Annotated in this window: 19 protein-coding genes and 1 pseudogene; 16 read left to right on the forward strand and 4 right to left on the reverse strand. The window is 64.2% G+C overall.

The window, feature by feature from the left end:
* Nucleotides 1-38: 38 nt before the first annotated feature.
* On the reverse strand, nt 39-1,112 hold the full coding sequence (gene hisC, locus B447_RS12855; protein WP_002940774.1) for a histidinol-phosphate transaminase: 1,074 nt from the start codon (nt 1,110-1,112) through the stop codon (nt 39-41).
* 176 nt (nt 1,113-1,288) lie between these two features.
* Between hisC and hisB the strand changes: the two genes are divergently transcribed.
* The 10 genes from hisB (at nt 1,289) to tatC (ending at nt 6,842) form a co-directional block, all read left to right on the forward strand.
* Nucleotides 1,289-1,876 carry an imidazoleglycerol-phosphate dehydratase HisB gene (hisB, locus tag B447_RS12860; protein WP_002928543.1) on the forward strand — a complete coding sequence of 196 codons (588 nt, stop codon included), beginning with the start codon at nt 1,289-1,291 and terminating at the stop codon, nt 1,874-1,876.
* A gap of 67 nt (nt 1,877-1,943) precedes the next feature.
* Complete coding sequence (gene hisH / locus B447_RS12865; protein ID WP_002940776.1) at nt 1,944-2,582, forward strand: imidazole glycerol phosphate synthase subunit HisH; 639 nt, start codon at nt 1,944-1,946, stop codon at nt 2,580-2,582.
* 43 nt (nt 2,583-2,625) lie between these two features.
* The gene (gene hisA / locus B447_RS12870; RefSeq protein ID WP_002928550.1) at nt 2,626-3,375 is read left to right on the forward strand and encodes a 1-(5-phosphoribosyl)-5-[(5-phosphoribosylamino)methylideneamino]imidazole-4-carboxamide isomerase; all 750 of its coding nucleotides are present in this window, start codon (nt 2,626-2,628) and stop codon (nt 3,373-3,375) included.
* A gap of 22 nt (nt 3,376-3,397) precedes the next feature.
* Nucleotides 3,398-4,156, forward strand: a complete 759-nt coding sequence (gene hisF / locus B447_RS12875) for an imidazole glycerol phosphate synthase subunit HisF (RefSeq protein ID WP_002928554.1) — start codon at nt 3,398-3,400, stop codon at nt 4,154-4,156.
* Nucleotides 4,153-4,548 carry a phosphoribosyl-AMP cyclohydrolase gene (gene hisI, locus B447_RS12880; RefSeq protein WP_002928556.1) on the forward strand — a complete coding sequence of 132 codons (396 nt, stop codon included), beginning with the start codon at nt 4,153-4,155 and terminating at the stop codon, nt 4,546-4,548. The genes hisF and hisI overlap by 4 nt, the downstream gene beginning before the upstream one ends.
* Nucleotides 4,545-4,868: a phosphoribosyl-ATP diphosphatase gene (locus B447_RS12885; protein ID WP_002928557.1), complete on the forward strand. Its 324-nt coding sequence runs from the start codon at nt 4,545-4,547 to the stop codon at nt 4,866-4,868. The genes hisI and B447_RS12885 overlap by 4 nt, the downstream gene beginning before the upstream one ends.
* A 9-nt stretch (nt 4,869-4,877) precedes the next feature.
* Nucleotides 4,878-5,225, forward strand: a complete 348-nt coding sequence (locus B447_RS12890; protein WP_002928558.1) for a histidine triad nucleotide-binding protein — start codon at nt 4,878-4,880, stop codon at nt 5,223-5,225.
* Between the two features lie 10 nt (nt 5,226-5,235).
* On the forward strand, nt 5,236-5,466 hold the full coding sequence (tatA, locus tag B447_RS12895) for a Sec-independent protein translocase subunit TatA (protein ID WP_002928559.1): 231 nt from the start codon (nt 5,236-5,238) through the stop codon (nt 5,464-5,466).
* 96 nt (nt 5,467-5,562) lie between these two features.
* On the forward strand, nt 5,563-6,024 hold the full coding sequence (gene tatB / locus B447_RS12900) for a Sec-independent protein translocase protein TatB (RefSeq protein ID WP_002940782.1): 462 nt from the start codon (nt 5,563-5,565) through the stop codon (nt 6,022-6,024).
* A complete protein-coding gene (tatC, locus tag B447_RS12905) occupies nt 6,021-6,842 on the forward strand; it encodes a twin-arginine translocase subunit TatC (protein WP_002928562.1) in 822 nt (273 codons plus the stop codon). Before tatB ends, tatC begins: the two co-directional genes overlap by 4 nt.
* A gap of 41 nt (nt 6,843-6,883) precedes the next feature.
* Here tatC and B447_RS12910 read toward each other — a convergent pair whose 3' ends face one another.
* Nucleotides 6,884-8,041 (reverse strand): Do family serine endopeptidase, encoded by a 1,158-nt coding sequence (locus tag B447_RS12910; RefSeq protein WP_002928564.1) that lies wholly within the window; start codon nt 8,039-8,041, stop codon nt 6,884-6,886.
* Between the two features lie 88 nt (nt 8,042-8,129).
* On the opposite strand from B447_RS12910, the gene B447_RS12915 reads away from it, so the two are divergent.
* The gene (locus B447_RS12915; RefSeq protein WP_002940786.1) at nt 8,130-8,885 is read left to right on the forward strand and encodes a Nif3-like dinuclear metal center hexameric protein; all 756 of its coding nucleotides are present in this window, start codon (nt 8,130-8,132) and stop codon (nt 8,883-8,885) included.
* Between the two features lie 33 nt (nt 8,886-8,918).
* On the opposite strand, the gene B447_RS12920 is transcribed toward B447_RS12915, so the two are convergent.
* Both B447_RS12920 and B447_RS23050 read right to left on the reverse strand, forming a co-directional pair.
* Nucleotides 8,919-10,043 carry a type IV pilus assembly protein FimV gene (locus B447_RS12920; RefSeq protein ID WP_002940799.1) on the reverse strand — a complete coding sequence of 375 codons (1,125 nt, stop codon included), beginning with the start codon at nt 10,041-10,043 and terminating at the stop codon, nt 8,919-8,921.
* A 395-nt stretch (nt 10,044-10,438) separates the two neighbouring features.
* Nucleotides 10,439-10,792, reverse strand: a pseudogene (locus tag B447_RS23050) (type IV pilus assembly protein FimV); the annotation flags it as partial.
* Nucleotides 10,793-11,020: 228 nt separating this feature from the next.
* On the opposite strand from B447_RS23050, the gene B447_RS12925 reads away from it, so the two are divergent.
* The 5 genes from B447_RS12925 (at nt 11,021) to B447_RS12945 (ending at nt 15,660) form a co-directional block, all read left to right on the forward strand.
* Nucleotides 11,021-11,587 (forward strand): DUF2889 domain-containing protein, encoded by a 567-nt coding sequence (locus tag B447_RS12925; RefSeq protein ID WP_002928568.1) that lies wholly within the window; start codon nt 11,021-11,023, stop codon nt 11,585-11,587.
* 234 nt (nt 11,588-11,821) lie between these two features.
* Nucleotides 11,822-12,982 (forward strand): ADP-forming succinate--CoA ligase subunit beta, encoded by a 1,161-nt coding sequence (gene sucC / locus B447_RS12930; protein WP_002928569.1) that lies wholly within the window; start codon nt 11,822-11,824, stop codon nt 12,980-12,982.
* A 12-nt stretch (nt 12,983-12,994) separates the two neighbouring features.
* Nucleotides 12,995-13,888 carry a succinate--CoA ligase subunit alpha gene (sucD, locus tag B447_RS12935; protein ID WP_002928570.1) on the forward strand — a complete coding sequence of 298 codons (894 nt, stop codon included), beginning with the start codon at nt 12,995-12,997 and terminating at the stop codon, nt 13,886-13,888.
* A 151-nt stretch (nt 13,889-14,039) separates the two neighbouring features.
* Complete coding sequence (locus B447_RS12940; RefSeq protein WP_002940803.1) at nt 14,040-14,771, forward strand: FHA domain-containing protein; 732 nt, start codon at nt 14,040-14,042, stop codon at nt 14,769-14,771.
* A 121-nt stretch (nt 14,772-14,892) separates the two neighbouring features.
* Nucleotides 14,893-15,660 carry an MBL fold metallo-hydrolase gene (locus B447_RS12945; RefSeq protein ID WP_002928572.1) on the forward strand — a complete coding sequence of 256 codons (768 nt, stop codon included), beginning with the start codon at nt 14,893-14,895 and terminating at the stop codon, nt 15,658-15,660.
* Nucleotides 15,661-15,688 lie beyond the last annotated feature (28 nt).

The raw sequence follows: 15,688 nt of genomic DNA on the forward strand, positions 1-15,688 counted from the left end.
GCGGCGGCTCCAGGCCGCCGGCCTGGTTCAGGGCCGCTTCAGCGGCCGAGAATGTCCCTCAGCGCGTCGACCAGAATACCGCACTGTTCGTCCGTGCCGATCGTGATGCGCATGAACTGATCGATGCGCGCAGCCTTGAAGTGGCGCACGATGATTGCGCGCTTGCGCAGCTCCGCGGTCAGCTCGGCGCCGTCGCGACCGGGATGGCGGGCGAAGATGAAGTTCGCCGCTGATGGCAGCACCTCGAAGCCCAGTGCCTGCATGCTGGTCACCAGCTTCTCGCGAGTTGCGATCACCTTGGCGCAACTGTCCTGGAAGTGGGCCTCGTCCGCTACCGATGCCACTGCGCCCGCCGTCGCCAGGCGGTCGAGCGGGTAGGAGTTGAAACTGTCCTTGACCCGCTCCAGGCCCTCGATCAGGTCGACATGGCCTACGGCGTAGCCGACGCGCAGGCCTGCCAGAGAGCGGCTCTTGGAGAAGGTGTGGGTGACGAGCAGGTTGGGGTGGCGGTCGATCAGCGTGATCGCGCTCTCGCCGCCGAAGTCCACATAGGCTTCGTCCACGACCACCACGACGTCCGGGTTGCCGGCGACGATGCGCTCGACGTCGACGAGTGCGAGCGGCATGCCGGTGGGTGCATTGGGGTTGGGGAATATGATTGCCCCCGGACGCTCGTCGCCCTGGGGCAGGTAGTCCTCGACTCGGATCGAGAAATCGTCAGCAAGCGGGATGGTGCGTTGTGCGATGCCATACAGCCCGCAATACACCGGATAGAAGCTGTAGGTGATATCCGGGAACCACAGCGCGCGCTCTTGCTTGAGCAGCGCCATGAAAGCGTGTGCCAGCACTTCGTCCGAGCCGTTGCCGACGAAGATCTGTTGCGGCTGCACGCCATGACGACGGGCGAGCGCCGACTTGAGCGCATCGCTGTTGGGGTCGGGGTAGAGGCGCAGGCCGTCGCTGGTCGCCGCGCGGATCGCCTCCAGCGCCCTGGGTGAGGGGCCGTAGGGATGCTCATTGGTGTTGAGCTTGACCAGGTTGTCGAGCTTGGGCTGTTCGCCCGGAACGTAGGGGGTCAGGCCGTGGACGACGGCGCTCCAGAAGCGGCTCATGCGGATTGGGCTCGGTGCAGGCGGCAAGCCTGTTGGATCTGCGGGCGGATTGGGCTGCGTCTGGCTGCGTCTGCCATAGCCAGGCGCCATCACGGCGATGGATTGTGCATTGCAGCCAAGTTGTCGGGCGATGTTATCATGCTCCGAACCTTACATTCTCCAGCCTCCAGTCAGTCATGCGGCAAGCCGAAGTCACTCGCAATACACTCGAAACGAAGATCACCGTGCGCATCGACCTCGATGGCAGCGGCAAGGGTAAGCTCGACACCGGGGTGCCCTTCTTCGATCACATGCTCGACCAGATCGTGCGCCATGGCCTGATCGATCTGGACATCCATTGCGAAGGCGATACCCATATCGACGACCACCACACCGTCGAGGATGTCGGTATCACGCTCGGCCAGGCCTTTGCCAAGGCGCTGGGTGACAAGAAGGGGTTGCGTCGCTACGGGCACGCCTACGTGCCGTTGGATGAGGCCTTGTCGCGCGTGGTGGTGGATTTCTCCGGGCGCCCGGGGCTGCACTACTTCGTCGAGTACACCCGTGCCCGCATCGGCAACTTCGATGTGGATCTGGCGCGCGAGTTCTTCCAGGGCTTCGTCAATCATGCCGGGGTCACGGTGCACATCGACAACCTGCGTGGCGACAACGCCCACCATCAGTGCGAGACCGTGTTCAAGGCCTTTGCGCGTGCCCTGCGCATGGCAGCCGAGCACGACGAGCGTGCCGCCGGCACCATTCCCTCGACCAAGGGCGCGCTCTGAGTCGCTTTCGCATCGCTTCGCGGCCCACGGCAGCGGCCGCCCACCCGTTCAACTGCGAGTCAAACCGATGACCACCGTGGCCATCCTCGATTACGGCATGGGTAATCTGCGCTCCGTCGCCAAGGCGATCGAGCATGTGGCGCCCGGCCATGAAGTCTTCGTTACGTCCGATCCTGCGCGCGTCGCTGCTGCAGAGCGCGTCGTCTTTCCCGGTCAGGGAGCCATGCCCGATTGCATGCGTGAATTGGATGTCCGCGGTTTGCGTCCCGCGGTGATGCAGGCTGCTGCCAGCAAGCCCTTCCTGGGGATCTGCATCGGCCAGCAGATGTTGTTCGATCACAGTGCGGAAGGCGACGTCCCTGGGCTCGGCATTCTGCGCGGCGAGGTCGTCCGCTTTCCCGATGCGGCCATGCAGGGGGCGGACGGCTTGCGCCTGAAGGTTCCGCACATGGGCTGGAACGAGGTCTGGCAGCGCCAGCCGCACCCGATGTGGGACGGCATTCCCGATGGTGAGCGCTTCTATTTCGTGCACAGCTATTTCGTTGCGCCGGCCGATGACGACATCGTTGCTGCCCAGACCGATTACGGCCTTCGCTTTACCAGTGCGGTAGCGCGGGCTAATATCTTCGCCGCCCAGTTCCACCCGGAAAAGAGCGCCGCAGCAGGCTTGCGCCTGCTCGCCAATTTCATCCGCTGGCAGCCCTGAGCGCCGGATCCGACCCACTTTCAGTCACACTATATCTCCCGGTATGCTGCTCATTCCCGCCATCGACCTCAAGGACGGTCACTGCGTGCGCCTGAAGCAAGGCGAAATGGACGACGCCACGGTCTTCTCCGAAGATCCGGGCGCCATGGCGCGCCACTGGCTCGACGCCGGTGCCCGTCGTCTGCACCTGGTGGACCTCAACGGCGCCTTTGCCGGCAAGCCCAAGAACGGCGCTGCGATTCGTGCGATCACCGACGTGGTCGGCGAAGACATTCCCGTGCAGCTCGGGGGTGGGATTCGTGATCTCGATACCATCGAGCACTACCTCGACAACGGCATCAGCTACGTCATCATCGGCACTGCCGCGGTCAAGAATCCCGGCTTCCTGCACGACGCCTGCAGTGCCTTCCCAGGGCACATCATCGTCGGTCTGGATGCCAAGGACGGCAAGGTGGCGGTCGACGGCTGGTCCAAGCTCACGGGGCACGACGTCGTCGATCTGGCGAAGAAGTTCGAGGACTACGGTGTCGAGTCGGTGATCTACACCGACATCGGCCGCGACGGCATGCTGTCGGGCGTCAATATCGAGGCCACCGTGCGGTTGGCACGTGCGCTGCGCATACCGGTCATCGCCAGCGGCGGCATCACCGACATGCGCGACATCGATGCGCTGTGTGCGGTCGAGGAGGAAGGCATCCTCGGCGCCATTACCGGGCGGGCGATCTACGAAGGCACGCTCGACTTCGCTGCCGCCCAGGCGCGTGCAGACGAGCTCAACGGTGTGACCGAATGATTCTTCCGAGCGAGCGCAGCTGATGTTGGCCAAGCGCATCATTCCCTGCCTGGACGTGAAGTCCGGGCGTGTGGTCAAGGGCGTAAATTTCGTTGAGCTGCGCGATGCAGGCGACCCTGTCGAGATCGCCCGCCGCTACGACGAGCAGGGCGCGGACGAGATCACCTTCCTCGACATCACGGCCAGCTCCGACGATCGCGACATCATTCTCCACGTCGTCGAGCAGGTCGCAGAGCAGGTGTTCATTCCGCTCACCGTCGGCGGCGGTGTACGTGTGGTCGAGGACGTGCGTCGCTTGCTCAATGCCGGTGCCGACAAGGTGAGCATGAACACTGCGGCCGTCAACAACCCCCAGCTCGTGCACGACGCTTCGAGCAAGGTGGGCAGCCAGTGCATCGTGGTCGCAATCGACGCCAAGCAGACGGCGCCGGGCAGATGGGAAGTGTTCACCCATGGCGGGCGCAACAACACCGGGCTGGACGCCATCGAATGGGCGCGCAAGGTCGAGGCCCTGGGGGCGGGTGAGATCCTGCTCACCAGCATGGACCGCGATGGCACCAAGAGCGGCTTCGATCTGGCCTTGACACGGGCAGTGTCCGACGCGGTCCGTATTCCGGTGATCGCCAGCGGAGGCGTCGGCAGCCTCGAGCACCTTGCCGAGGGCGTTTCCGAGGGGCGTGCGGATGCGGTGCTGGCGGCGAGCATCTTCCATTTCGGACAGCACACCGTGCGCGAGGCCAAGGAATTGATGCGTGCGCGAGGTATCGAGGTGAGACTGTGAGTGAGCACACGCGCTGGTTGAACGAGGTGCAGTGGGATGAGCATGGCCTGGTGCCGGTGATCGCCCAGGAGGCCGCAACGGGCGACGTACTGATGTTCGCCTGGATGAACCGCGAAGCGCTGCAGCGTACCGCGGAGACCGGCGAAGCCATCTACTGGTCACGTTCGCGCCGTAAGCTGTGGCACAAGGGGGAAGAGTCCGGGCATGTGCAGAAGGTGCTCGACATCCGCATCGATTGCGACAACGACGTCGTGTTGTTGAAGATCGAGCAGGTTGGCGGGATCGCTTGCCATACCGGCCGGCACAGCTGCTTCTTCCAGAAGTATTTCGCAGATGGCCGCTGGGAGGCTGTCGAACCGGTTTTGAAAGACCCGCAGGAGATCTACAAATGATCGATATCGAAGTGCTGCATCGTGTGTCCGACACCCTGGCCGCGCGCAAGAAGGCCGATCCTGACTCCTCCTACGTCTCCAGCCTGTACCAGAAAGGGACGGATGCGATCTGCAAGAAAGTTGCCGAGGAGGCTGCAGAGACCATCATGGCGGCCAAGGACAAGGACATGCTGCACCTTGTTTGGGAAGTGACCGACCTGTGGTTCCACTCCATGGTCCTGCTTGCCCACAACGGCCTGTCCGTGGACGACGTGCTCGCCGAGTTCCGTCGTCGCGAGGGCGTGTCCGGCATCGACGAGAAGAAGTCGCGGACGGCTTGAGGGGGCGCGATGAGCGAGTGCATCTTCTGCCGTATCGTCCGCGGCGAGATTCCGTCGAAGAAGGTGTATGAAGACGAGCACGTCTACGCCTTTCACGACATCAATCCGGTTGCTCCCGTGCATGTTCTGGTCGTCCCGAAGCAGCATGTCGACTCCATGGCCCACCTGACGGCGGAACATGAGGTGGCAATGGGGCGTCTGATGGTTGCGGCCGGGCAGATTGCCCGTGATCAAGGATGCACCGACGGCTTCCGGACCATCATCAACACCGGAAGGGTTGGTTTGCAGGAGGTGTATCATCTGCACCTTCATATTCTGGGCGGCGCGGATCCCCTGCCGCCCATGTTGAAGCGTTAAGGAGAGCGGTATGGGTTCTTTCAGCATCTGGCACTGGCTGATCGTGCTGGTCATCGTCCTGCTGGTGTTCGGCACCAAGAAGCTGCGCAACATCGGCTCTGATCTCGGTGGGGCAGTCAAGGGCTTCAAGGACGGCATGAAGGAAGGCGATGCCGACGCAGCTTCGCAGCAGAAGATTGCTGGCGATGGCAGGACGATAGAAGGCGAAGCGCGGGAGAAGGTCGACAAGACCCAGTCCTGAGCTTCGCGACTCGAAGCAGGAGGGGCGCCCTGACGGGAGCGCCCCTTCGTTTTACTGCGGTGCGCATCCGGTGCGCCGCGTATCGAGCGGGCGGACATGTTCGATTTCGGTTTTACTGAACTCATGGTGATCGGCGTCGTGCTGCTGGTCGTGGTCGGGCCTGAGCGCCTGCCCAAGGTCGCGCGCACGGCGGGTCATGTGCTCGGACGGGTGCAGCGCTACGTGTCGGACGTGAAATCCGACATACAGCGCGAAATGCAGCTCGAGGAGCTCAAGAAGCTGCAGGAGCAGGTCAAGCAGCAGGCGCAGGAGCTCGAGTCCTCGGTGCGCTCCGGGGTCGCGGGTGTCGAGTCCGAGGTCGGGCGTACCGCGGAGGAGTTGCGCACGATGCTGCCCGACGGCAATCCGGTGGCGCCTGCGGACAGCGCGACAGTGCCGCCATCGGTGGCCGGCGGTGACACGTCGCCTGTCGCGGGTGCAGAGGCCGGACCGCAACTCGAGCTTGGCCTGGATGCCGCAGCGCGTGAGTCAGCCAACGCAGACAAGACAAAGGCATGAGCGCACAACAGGAAACTTTCATCGCCCACCTCATCGAGCTGCGCGACCGGCTGATCCGCGCGCTGCTTGCGGTGATCGTCGTCTTCGTTTGCCTGATGCCCTGGGCGGGAGACATCTACGACATCCTCGCGCGACCGATGATGAATACCCTCCCTGAGGGGACCAACATGATCGCCACCGGCGTGGTCACGCCGTTCTTCGTTCCGGTGAAAGTGACGATGATGGTCGCTTTCGTGTTTGCACTGCCATGGGTGCTCTATCAGGCGTGGGCCTTCATCGCCCCGGGCCTGTATGCGCATGAAAAGCGCATGGCGCTGCCTCTGGTGCTGGGTAGCACGCTGCTGTTTCTCATCGGCATGGCGTTCTGCTACTTCTTCGTGTTCGGCATGGTGTTCAAGTTCATCGCCGAGTTTGCGCCGAAGAGCATCGTGCCCGCGCCGGACATCGAACAGTACCTGTCCTTCGTGATGTCGATGTTCCTCGCTTTCGGCATCACCTTTGAGGTGCCGGTGGCGGTGATCCTGATGGTGAAGGCCGGCATTGTGGACGTCGCCAAGCTCAAGGAGGCCCGCCCCTATGTCATCGTGGGCGCGTTCGTGATCGCAGCGATCGTCACGCCGCCCGATGTGATTTCGCAGTTCATGCTGGCAGTGCCGATGTGCCTGCTCTACGAACTCGGGATCATCCTCGCCGGCTGGATGAGCAAATCTTCGCCGCAGGCCGCAGCCGCAGCGGATTACGTGCCGCCGTCGATTGCGGGCGGGGACAGCGAGGTGGGCCGAATCGAGGCCAAGGACGGCGAGCGCGACAAGGGTTGATCCGGGCTGCACACCCCGCCCAGCCAGGACGCTGAAAGTTCTCAGCGACTGGGCTGTGGTGTCGGCCGGCGGCCGATCTCCACGCCAAGCTCGATCTCCTGGCCGCCCCTGCGGATGCGGAACGTGGCCTCACGTCCCGGCGGCAGTGCGGCAACCATGTCGAGCATGGTCTTCGGATCGCGCACTGCGGCACCGTCCAGCTCGATCAGCACGTCACCCGGGCGTATGCCTGCGCGCTCGGCCGGGCTGCCCCGCAGTACACCGGCAATCAGCGTGCCACGCGCGTCCGCAAAGCCGAAGGATTCGGCCAGCTCGGGGGTAAGGTCCTGGATTTCCACGCCGACCCAGCCGCGAATGACCTCCCCCGTGGAAACAATCTGCGTCAAGACGTTGCGTGCGATCGATACCGGGATGGCGAAGCCGATGCCGAGCGAGCCTCCCGAGCGCGAGTATATGGCCGTGTTGATGCCGACCAGGTGGCCGGCGCTGTCGACCAGTGCGCCGCCCGAGTTGCCCGGGTTGATGGCCGCGTCGGTCTGGATGTAGTTCTCGAAGGTGTTGATGCCGAGCTGGCTGCGGCCGAGTGCCGAGACGATGCCCATGGTTACGGTCTGGCCGACGCCGAAGGGGTTGCCAATCGCCAGCACGACGTCACCCACGCTGAGGCTGTCGCTGGCCGACAGGGTGATGGCGGGTAGCTGCCCGCCGGTGTCGACGCGCAACACGGCGAGGTCGGTTTCGGGGTCACGGCCGATCAACTGGGCCGGATACTTGCGGCCATCGTTGAGCGCGACCTCGATCGCATCGGCGGTTTCGATAACGTGGTTATTGGTCAGCACGTAGCCGTCAGGGCTGACGATCACCCCCGAGCCAAGGCCTGACTCGCGCTGGTTTGGGCTGTTGCCCGGGCGCTCGCCGAAGAAATGACGGAACAGGGGATCGTCGAACAGGGGATGGCGTTGGCTGCGCCCAGCCTTGCTGGTGAAGATGTGGACCACCGCAGGCATCGATTGCTGTGCGGCCTGGGCATACGAGCCGGTGGCTGGCGTGCGCTCGCCTGTGCTCGGTGCCTCGAGGATCGCGATCACGGAGGCAGGCGTCGCGCCGCGCAGCCATTCGGGCTTGAGCGTGTTGAGGACGAACAGGACCGCGACGCTGATGGTCACGGCCTGGGCGAAAATGAGCCACAAGCGGCGCATAATTGAGACTCTTGGAACGACGGCCTCCTGGAGGCCGGGACGGTTGTGATGGGGGCGCTGGCCAGCCCCTTCCACCAAAGGAGATTGCATGCAACTGTCGGAGCTCAGGGATTACCTCGATACCCTGCTCGATGCGCCGCGGCTGAAGGATTATTGCCCAAACGGTCTGCAAGTGGAAGGACGCGCCGAGGTCGCGCGCGTGCTGTGCGGCGTCACCGCCAGCCAGGCGCTGCTGGACCACGCGGTGGCGGGTGGATATGACGCGGTGTTCGTCCATCATGGATACTTCTGGAAGGGCGAGGATGGCCGGATCTGCGGGATCCGCCGTCAGCGCCTGCGTACCCTGCTGGCAAACGATGTCAGCCTCTTTGCCTATCACCTGCCGCTTGATGTTCACCCGGAGCTGGGCAACAACGCCCAGCTGGCGCAGGTCATGGGGTGGCAGGCCGAAGGTCGGTTTGCCGACCAGGATCTGGGGTGGATCGGCCGTGTCGCGCCCCCCCAGGGGCCGGTCGGTGCCTCTGTGCTGGCGCGCGAGATCGCGCACAGGCTGGGGCGTTTGCCGCTGCTGGTGGGGGATGGCGAGCGTATCGTTCGCCGTGTCGCCTGGTGCACCGGAGGGGCGCAAGGCTATTTCGAGCAGGCGATCCTCGCGGGGGCAGATGTTTTTGTATCCGGCGAGATTTCCGAGCAGACTGTGCATCTTGCGCGCGAGTCGGGCGTGCCCTACATCGCCGCAGGACACCATGCCACCGAGCGTTATGGTGCGCGTGCGATTGCCGCGCACCTGAGCGCCCTGCCGGGGCTGACGGCGGATTTCGTCGATCTCGACAATCCCGTCTGAGCGCTCAGTTCGTGGCGCTCGGCGTCGCAAGCGTCATTCGGCTGAGGGGGGAGGCGGGCGGAACGGGCCGAGCTCGTCTTCGAGGATCGCCGACAGCAGCAGGATCTCGTCGATGACCGGGAACGGGAAGCCGTTACGGCTGCCATCCCGGTTGTCGCGCAGCAGAACCTCGAGGAACTGCTGGCATTCAGGCGTGCGCCATGACTTCTCGAGCTTGGTGGCGATGTGCGGGTAATCTTCTAGGCTCGCTTCAACGGCGCGCAAGGCGTCGTAGTTCTGCCAATACACGGTATTGACGTTGAAGGTGCGGTGCAGCTCGTTCGCGATCGCGTCGAACTCGGCGCGCAGACCGGCCGCGCGATAGACCTCGAGCAGCTTGAGCCAGGGCGTGATGGCCTGCTTCGGGTTACCGCGGATGAACTCGGCCAGGGTTTCGGCAGCGCCGTGAAGGCGGCCGAAGCTCATCATGATGTCGGCGAGTTCGACGGCCGACTTGTGCTCGTCGTTCAGGTCCAGGTTGGAGTCCACTTTCGTGCCGATCGACTGCTCGACGACTGCGTGCGGGTTCCAATCGACCAGGCTCATGGGACCTTCTGGTACGGACGGGGCCACCGTTGGCGGTGGGCTGTCCGCGGTTCTGGCCTGCAGGCGCGCGAGTGCGGCGTCGGCCGCGGGCGCCTGGGTGTGGATGGCTGTATGCGGCGAGCCGACGGTTGACGCGGGCGTGCGTCGGCGGCGCAGCAGGGCCAGGGTCAGCAGCAGGGCCGCGAGCGCGAGTCCGCCGATGAGGTAACGGTCTTGGTTCGGGTCGGCAACGGGCGCCAAGGGGGGTGAAGGCGGCGCTGCAGGGGCAGTGGCCGCTACGGCCGGCGTCGCGGCCACTGCCGGCGGTGCCACCAGCGGCGCCGGGGGCTGTGGTGCAGCCACGGGAGTGGTGTCGAGCGCGCGGATGCGTGCCTCCAGGCGCGCCTGCAGCTCTTCAAGCTCCTTGATCCGCGCCAGCAACTCCATCTCGACGATGATGCTGCGGTCGATCGCCGCGGCAAGTTCGCGCTCGCGCGCCTGTACGTCGAGAGGAACTGCGGTCCCGCCCGGGGCGGTCTCGCGCTGAGCCCCGGGGGACACCGCCTTGTCGACTTCGACGCGATCCTGCGCCACGCGTGCAGCACTGCTCGCGGCGGCGGGCCGAGGTGCGCGGGCTGCCGCTGCCTTGGGGGGGTGGAGGGGGCGGAGCCCGAGAGTCGGCGAAGGTCCGGAACCAGGACAGCCGTCCCTGTCGGCAGGGGGCGTCGTCGCGAGGCGTCGTCGGGGAACAGGTCGGGGTTTGCGCCCGCAGTAGCGCGGATGAAACGGCTGCGCGCTCCGGTGTCGTCCGGATAGAGTGCGTGGGCAAGTGACTCGAGCGACTCTCCAGGCGCCGTGTTCCAGGTGCGCACGTTGGCGGGCGCGACGGCTGCGGGACGGGCCGGGCGGGCTGTCTGCACGGAGGGCGGGGGCGCTGCGGGCGTGATCTGTGCAGGGCTGATCGCGCTGGAAGGATACGGCAGGAGCAGGGTGTACTCGCGGCGCAGGCGCGATTCGCACACGTTCTCGATTACTAGGGTGACGATGGGGTCGTTGACGGGGCGGTTGCGCGTCACGACCAGTCGTGCGCTTGCGCCCGTGCCTGCGACTGCGGTCCGTGCCCCGGTCAACTGCGGCAACTCGGATGAGGCCCCCGTCGCTGCAGCGACCTGAAAACAGCCTGCGGCATCGCGCCCTTGGCCGCTGAGCGGGATCTCCACCCTGAAGGGTTCCCCGATTGCGGAGAGTGCCTGGGGTTCGCCGAGGACAAAGGCATGTGCTGGTGCAATGCCGGTCAGGGCGAGGGCGATGACGAGAGCGAGAGTCGTACGTTGGGTCTTCATGTTCCGCGCATCCGGCGGGAGATCGATTCCGGGGTTGTAACAGACTCTTGGTATGTGTTCCAGCGTCGCCGTCACGCAGGGTATGAAGAAATGTGCCAAGACGTGATGTTTTGGGGGGTTGCGCGCTTGATTCGACCGCTGCGAGGTCGCCCGCGGCCTGGCTCCGGGTGTGCGGCGAAATGGTTTAAGATGCGGCAATCCATACGCTAGCGTACGCTGAGGACCGCAATGCCCCTTAATGCCCCCGCGGTGCCGCGCAGGCGCCTTCACACCCGGCGCATCGAAGTCGAAGGCTTCTTGCGAGACGACGGCCTGTACGAACTCGAGGCCTCGCTGACCGACGTCAAGGATGTCGATTACCCGATTGCGTCCGGTCTGCGCCCGGCTGGCGAGCCGGTGCATCTGATGCGTGTGCGCATCACCATCGACCACAGTTTCGACATCGTCGATGCCGAGGCCTGTTCGGACGGCGTGCCCTACCCGGGGATGTGCGACACGATCGGGCCTGTCTATCGCGGCTTGATCGGCCTGAACCTGGTGCGCGGCTTTCGTCGCACGGTGGGCGAAATGTTCGCCGACGTGCGCGGCTGTACTCATCTAACCGAAATGCTTCTGTCCTTGCCGACCGCGGCAATCCAGACCTTTGCAACCTTCCGGCGCGATAACGAGGATGACGGTGTGAAGCCCTTCCAGCTCGATCGTTGTCATGCGCTCGAGACCTCGGCGGCAGCGGTCCGCGCCTACTATCCCAGATGGTACCGTGCGCAGCCCGGCAAGGAGCGGGCAGGGGGCTGAGCGGCCGTACGCCGGCCGGCCCTGTGCACTGCGCAAAACTGGTTATAATTATGGAGTCTTGCGGGCGTGGCGCGTGTGTTGCGTGCGTGCCGCGGGTCGGGTCGGGGGGTCCCGATTCTTGGCGGCGGGCGACGGTCGAGGGAGACGGCGCCGGTCGTGGAGCGCGCGCTCCGAAGCATGCCATCAACCTGTTTGCGGCGGGTCGGCCGTCGCGACTTAGAACGAAGGGCAACCATGAAGATTCATGAGTATCAGGCAAAAGAAGTACTGAGAAAGTACGGTGTCGTCACGCCGCGAGGCATCCATTGCACCAGCGTCGATGACGCGGTCAAGGCAGCACAGGAGCTCGGCGGCAAGATCTGGGTGGTCAAGGCCCAGATCCACGCTGGCGGTCGCGGCAAGGGCGGTGGTGTCAAGGTCGCCAAGTCGCTGGACGAAGTGCGCCAGTACGCGTCCCAGATCCTCGGCATGCAACTGATCACCCACCAGACCGGCCCCGAAGGCCAGAAGGTGCGCAACCTCCTGATCGAGGAAGGCGCCGACATCCAGCACGAATACTACGTCGCTGCCCTGACTGACCGTGCCACGCAGAAGGTCGCCATCATGGCCTCGTCCGAAGGCGGCATGGACATCGAGGAAGTCGCTCACAACACGCCCGAGAAGATCATCAAGGTCTTCGTCGATCCGCTGGTCGGCCTCACCGACGAGCAGGCGCTGCTGCTGGTCAAGGGCATCGGGATGCCGGAGGCTTCGGCTGCCCAGGCCGTGGATGCGCTCAAGAAGCTCTACACCTGCTACATGGAAACCGACGCCTCGCTGGCCGAGATCAACCCGCTGATCCACGAGGGTGACGGTACGGTGAAGGCGCTCGACGCCAAGTTCAACTTCGATTCCAACGCGCTCTATCGTCACCCCGAGATCGTCGCCTACCGCGACCTCGACGAAGAGGATGCCGACGAGATCGAAGCCTCCAAGTTCGACCTGGCCTACATCAGCCTCGATGGCAACATCGGCTGCCTGGTCAACGGTGCCGGCCTGGCCATGGCCACCATGGACACCATCAAGCTGTTCGGCGCAGAGCCGGCCAACTTCCTGGACGTCGGCGGCGGCGCGACCACCGAGAAGGTCACCGAAGCCTTCAAGATCATGCTCAAGAACCCCAAGGTCAAGGGCATCCTGGTCAACATCTTCGGTGGCATCATGCGCTGCGACACCATTGCCACCGGCGTGGTCGCTGCAGCCAAGGAAGTTCATCTCTCCGTCCCGCTCGTGGTGCGCATGAAGGGCACCAACGAAGACCTCGGCAAGAAGATCCTCGCCGAGTCGGGTCTGCCGATCATCACCGCCGACACGATGGCGGAAGCTGCGACCAAGATCGTCGCTGCGGTCAAGTAAGGAGAGCTTCGAATGTCCATCCTGATCAACAAAGACACCAAGGTCATCACTCAGGGCATCACTGGCAAGACCGGTCAGTTCCACACCGAGAAGTGCCAGGAGTACGCCAACGGCAAGAACTGCTTCGTTGCCGGCGTTAACCCGAAGAAGGCCGGCGAGAAGATCTTCGACATCCCCATCTACGCCTCGGTCAAGGAAGCCGCCGCCGAGACCGGTGCCACCGTGTCGGTCATCTACGTGCCGCCCGCGGGTGCTGCCGATGCCATCTGGGAAGCCTGCGAGGCCGACCTCGACCTGGCGATCTGCATCACCGAAGGCATCCCGGTTCGCGACATGCTGGTCGTGCGCAACAAGATGAAGCAGAAGGTCGCCGCTGGCGGCAAGGAAACCCTGCTGCTGGGCCCCAACTGCCCCGGCCTGATCACGCCCGACGAGATCAAGATCGGCATCATGCCCGGCCACATCCACCGCAAGGGCCGCATCGGCGTCGTGTCGCGTTCTGGCACGCTGACCTATGAAGCCGTTGCCCAGCTCACCGAAATTGGCCTGGGCCAGTCCTCGGCGGTCGGCATCGGCGGCGACCCGATCAACGGTCTCAAGCACATCGACGTGATGCGCATGTTCAACGACGATCCTGATACCGACGCGGTCATCATGATCGGCGAGATCGGTGGCCCGGACGAGGCGGAAGCCGCGCTGTGGTGCAAGGAAAACATGAAGAAGCCGATCGTCGGCTTCATCGCTGGCGTCACCGCCCCGGCTGGCAAGCGCATGGGCCACGCCGGTGCGCTGATCTCCGGCGGTGCTGACACCGCAGACGCCAAGCTCGCCATCATGGAAGAGTGCGGCTTCAAGGTCACGCGCAACCCGTCCGAGATGGCCAAGCTGCTCAAGGCCATGCTCTGATCCATTGCAGGGTCCCTGCACGAAGGCGCCGGCTGGTCCGGCGCCTTTTTTGTTAACCCGCCTTGGGACAGCGTTAGAATGAGCAGGTTGATCACGCGCCGGCACAAGGCCGCGCGGGTGTCGTCGAAGCAATCATTGAACGGGTAGGTGCATGCCGAAACTGGTCCTCAGCATGGATGGTCTGGTGCTCAAGGAGATGACGCTCAACAAGGAGCGCACCACCATCGGGCGCAAGCCCGACAACGACATCCAGATCGACAACCTGGCCATCAGCGGTCATCACGCGGTGATCACCTGCATCACCGGCGATGCCTTTCTCGAGGACCAGAACAGCACCAACGGTACTTACCTCAATGGTCAGCCAGTCAAGAAGAACGTGCTGCGCGCCAACGACGTCATCGAGCTAGGCAAGTACAGGATCAAGTTCATCGCCGACGATGCCAAGCCGGGCACGTCGCAGTCGGAGATGGTCGATACCGCGGCGCTCAAGGCCTTCGAGATGCCGGGCGTGAGCACCGATGTGACTGCCGCGCCGGCCGGACCGGCGCCGACGGAAACCCAGGTTGTGGCTGCCGCTGCGCGGCAGCAGCCAGGCACACCCCAAACCGCCGCGACCGATCTCGTCGGCGTGATTCAGGTGCTCAGTGGTGCGAATGCCGGCCGCGAACTGGAGCTGACCAAGTCGATGACCACACTCGGCAAGCCAGGTCGCCAGGTCGCCGTCATCACCCGTCGGCCGCATGGCTATTTCATCACCCATGTCGAGGGTGCGAGTTTTCCGCTCGTCAATGGCAAGGCGATCGATGCGCAGGCCCGCCATCTCGATGATCATGACATCATCGAACTGGCCGGGGTGAAGATGGAGTTCTTCCTGCGCACCTGAGTCGGTCTACTGACGTGATTTTATTCCGCGCGCAGGGGCGGTGCGCGGTGTTACGTTTTGCAGTCATGAGGAATCGACTCGCAGCGCGCGGAGGCGGCCGGCGATTCGGGTGGACGGGGTGATGAAGCTCAGAGTACTCGGCTGCAGTGGTGGAATCGGGGGGTCGCAGTCGCGGACCACCTCCTTCCTTGTCGACGATGACATCCTCGTCGATTGTGGCACGGGCGTGGGCGATCTGCCGCTCGAGGTCCTGTCCCGTATCGACCACGTCTTCCTGACGCATGCCCATCTGGATCACATCGCGGCCTTGCCGCTCCTCATTGATTCGGTCGGTGAGCTGCGCAGCAAGCCACTGCTGGTGCACGCGACACCAGAGACGATCCGCATCCTGCATTCTCATATCTTCAACTGGCTCGTCTGGCCGGATTTCTCGGCCATCCCGGACCAACACCAACCCTTCATGCGTTTCCAGCCCATGATGGTGGGTGAGCATGTCGACCTGAGGGGACGTCGGATCACCGCGCTGCCAGCGCGGCATACGGTACCGGCGGTCGCCTTCTGCCTCGACAGCGGTAGCGGGCAGCTGGTGTTTTCCGGCGATACCGCCTACTGTCCCGAGTTGATCGACGCGATCAACGCCCAGCCGCAGCTCCGCCACTTGATCCTGGAGACGGCGTTTGCCGACGAACAGCACGGGCTTGCGCTGGCGTCGCGCCATCTGTGCCCGAGCATGTCGCTGACTGTGCTTGCGGAACTGAACGTCGCACCGGTCGTTCATATCAGCCATTTGAAGCCTGGCGGCAGTTCGCGCATCATGGAAGAATTGTGCGCAGGCCTTCCAGCACTCGCGCCTCGCCGCCTCGAGCAGGGCGATGTGCTGGAGTTCTAGCTTCTTGCTGCCCGTCATCGTCGTGCGG

It is taken from the genome of Thauera sp. 27 (assembly GCF_000310125.2).
Taxonomy (GTDB): Bacteria; Pseudomonadota; Gammaproteobacteria; order Burkholderiales; family Rhodocyclaceae; genus Thauera; species Thauera mechernichensis.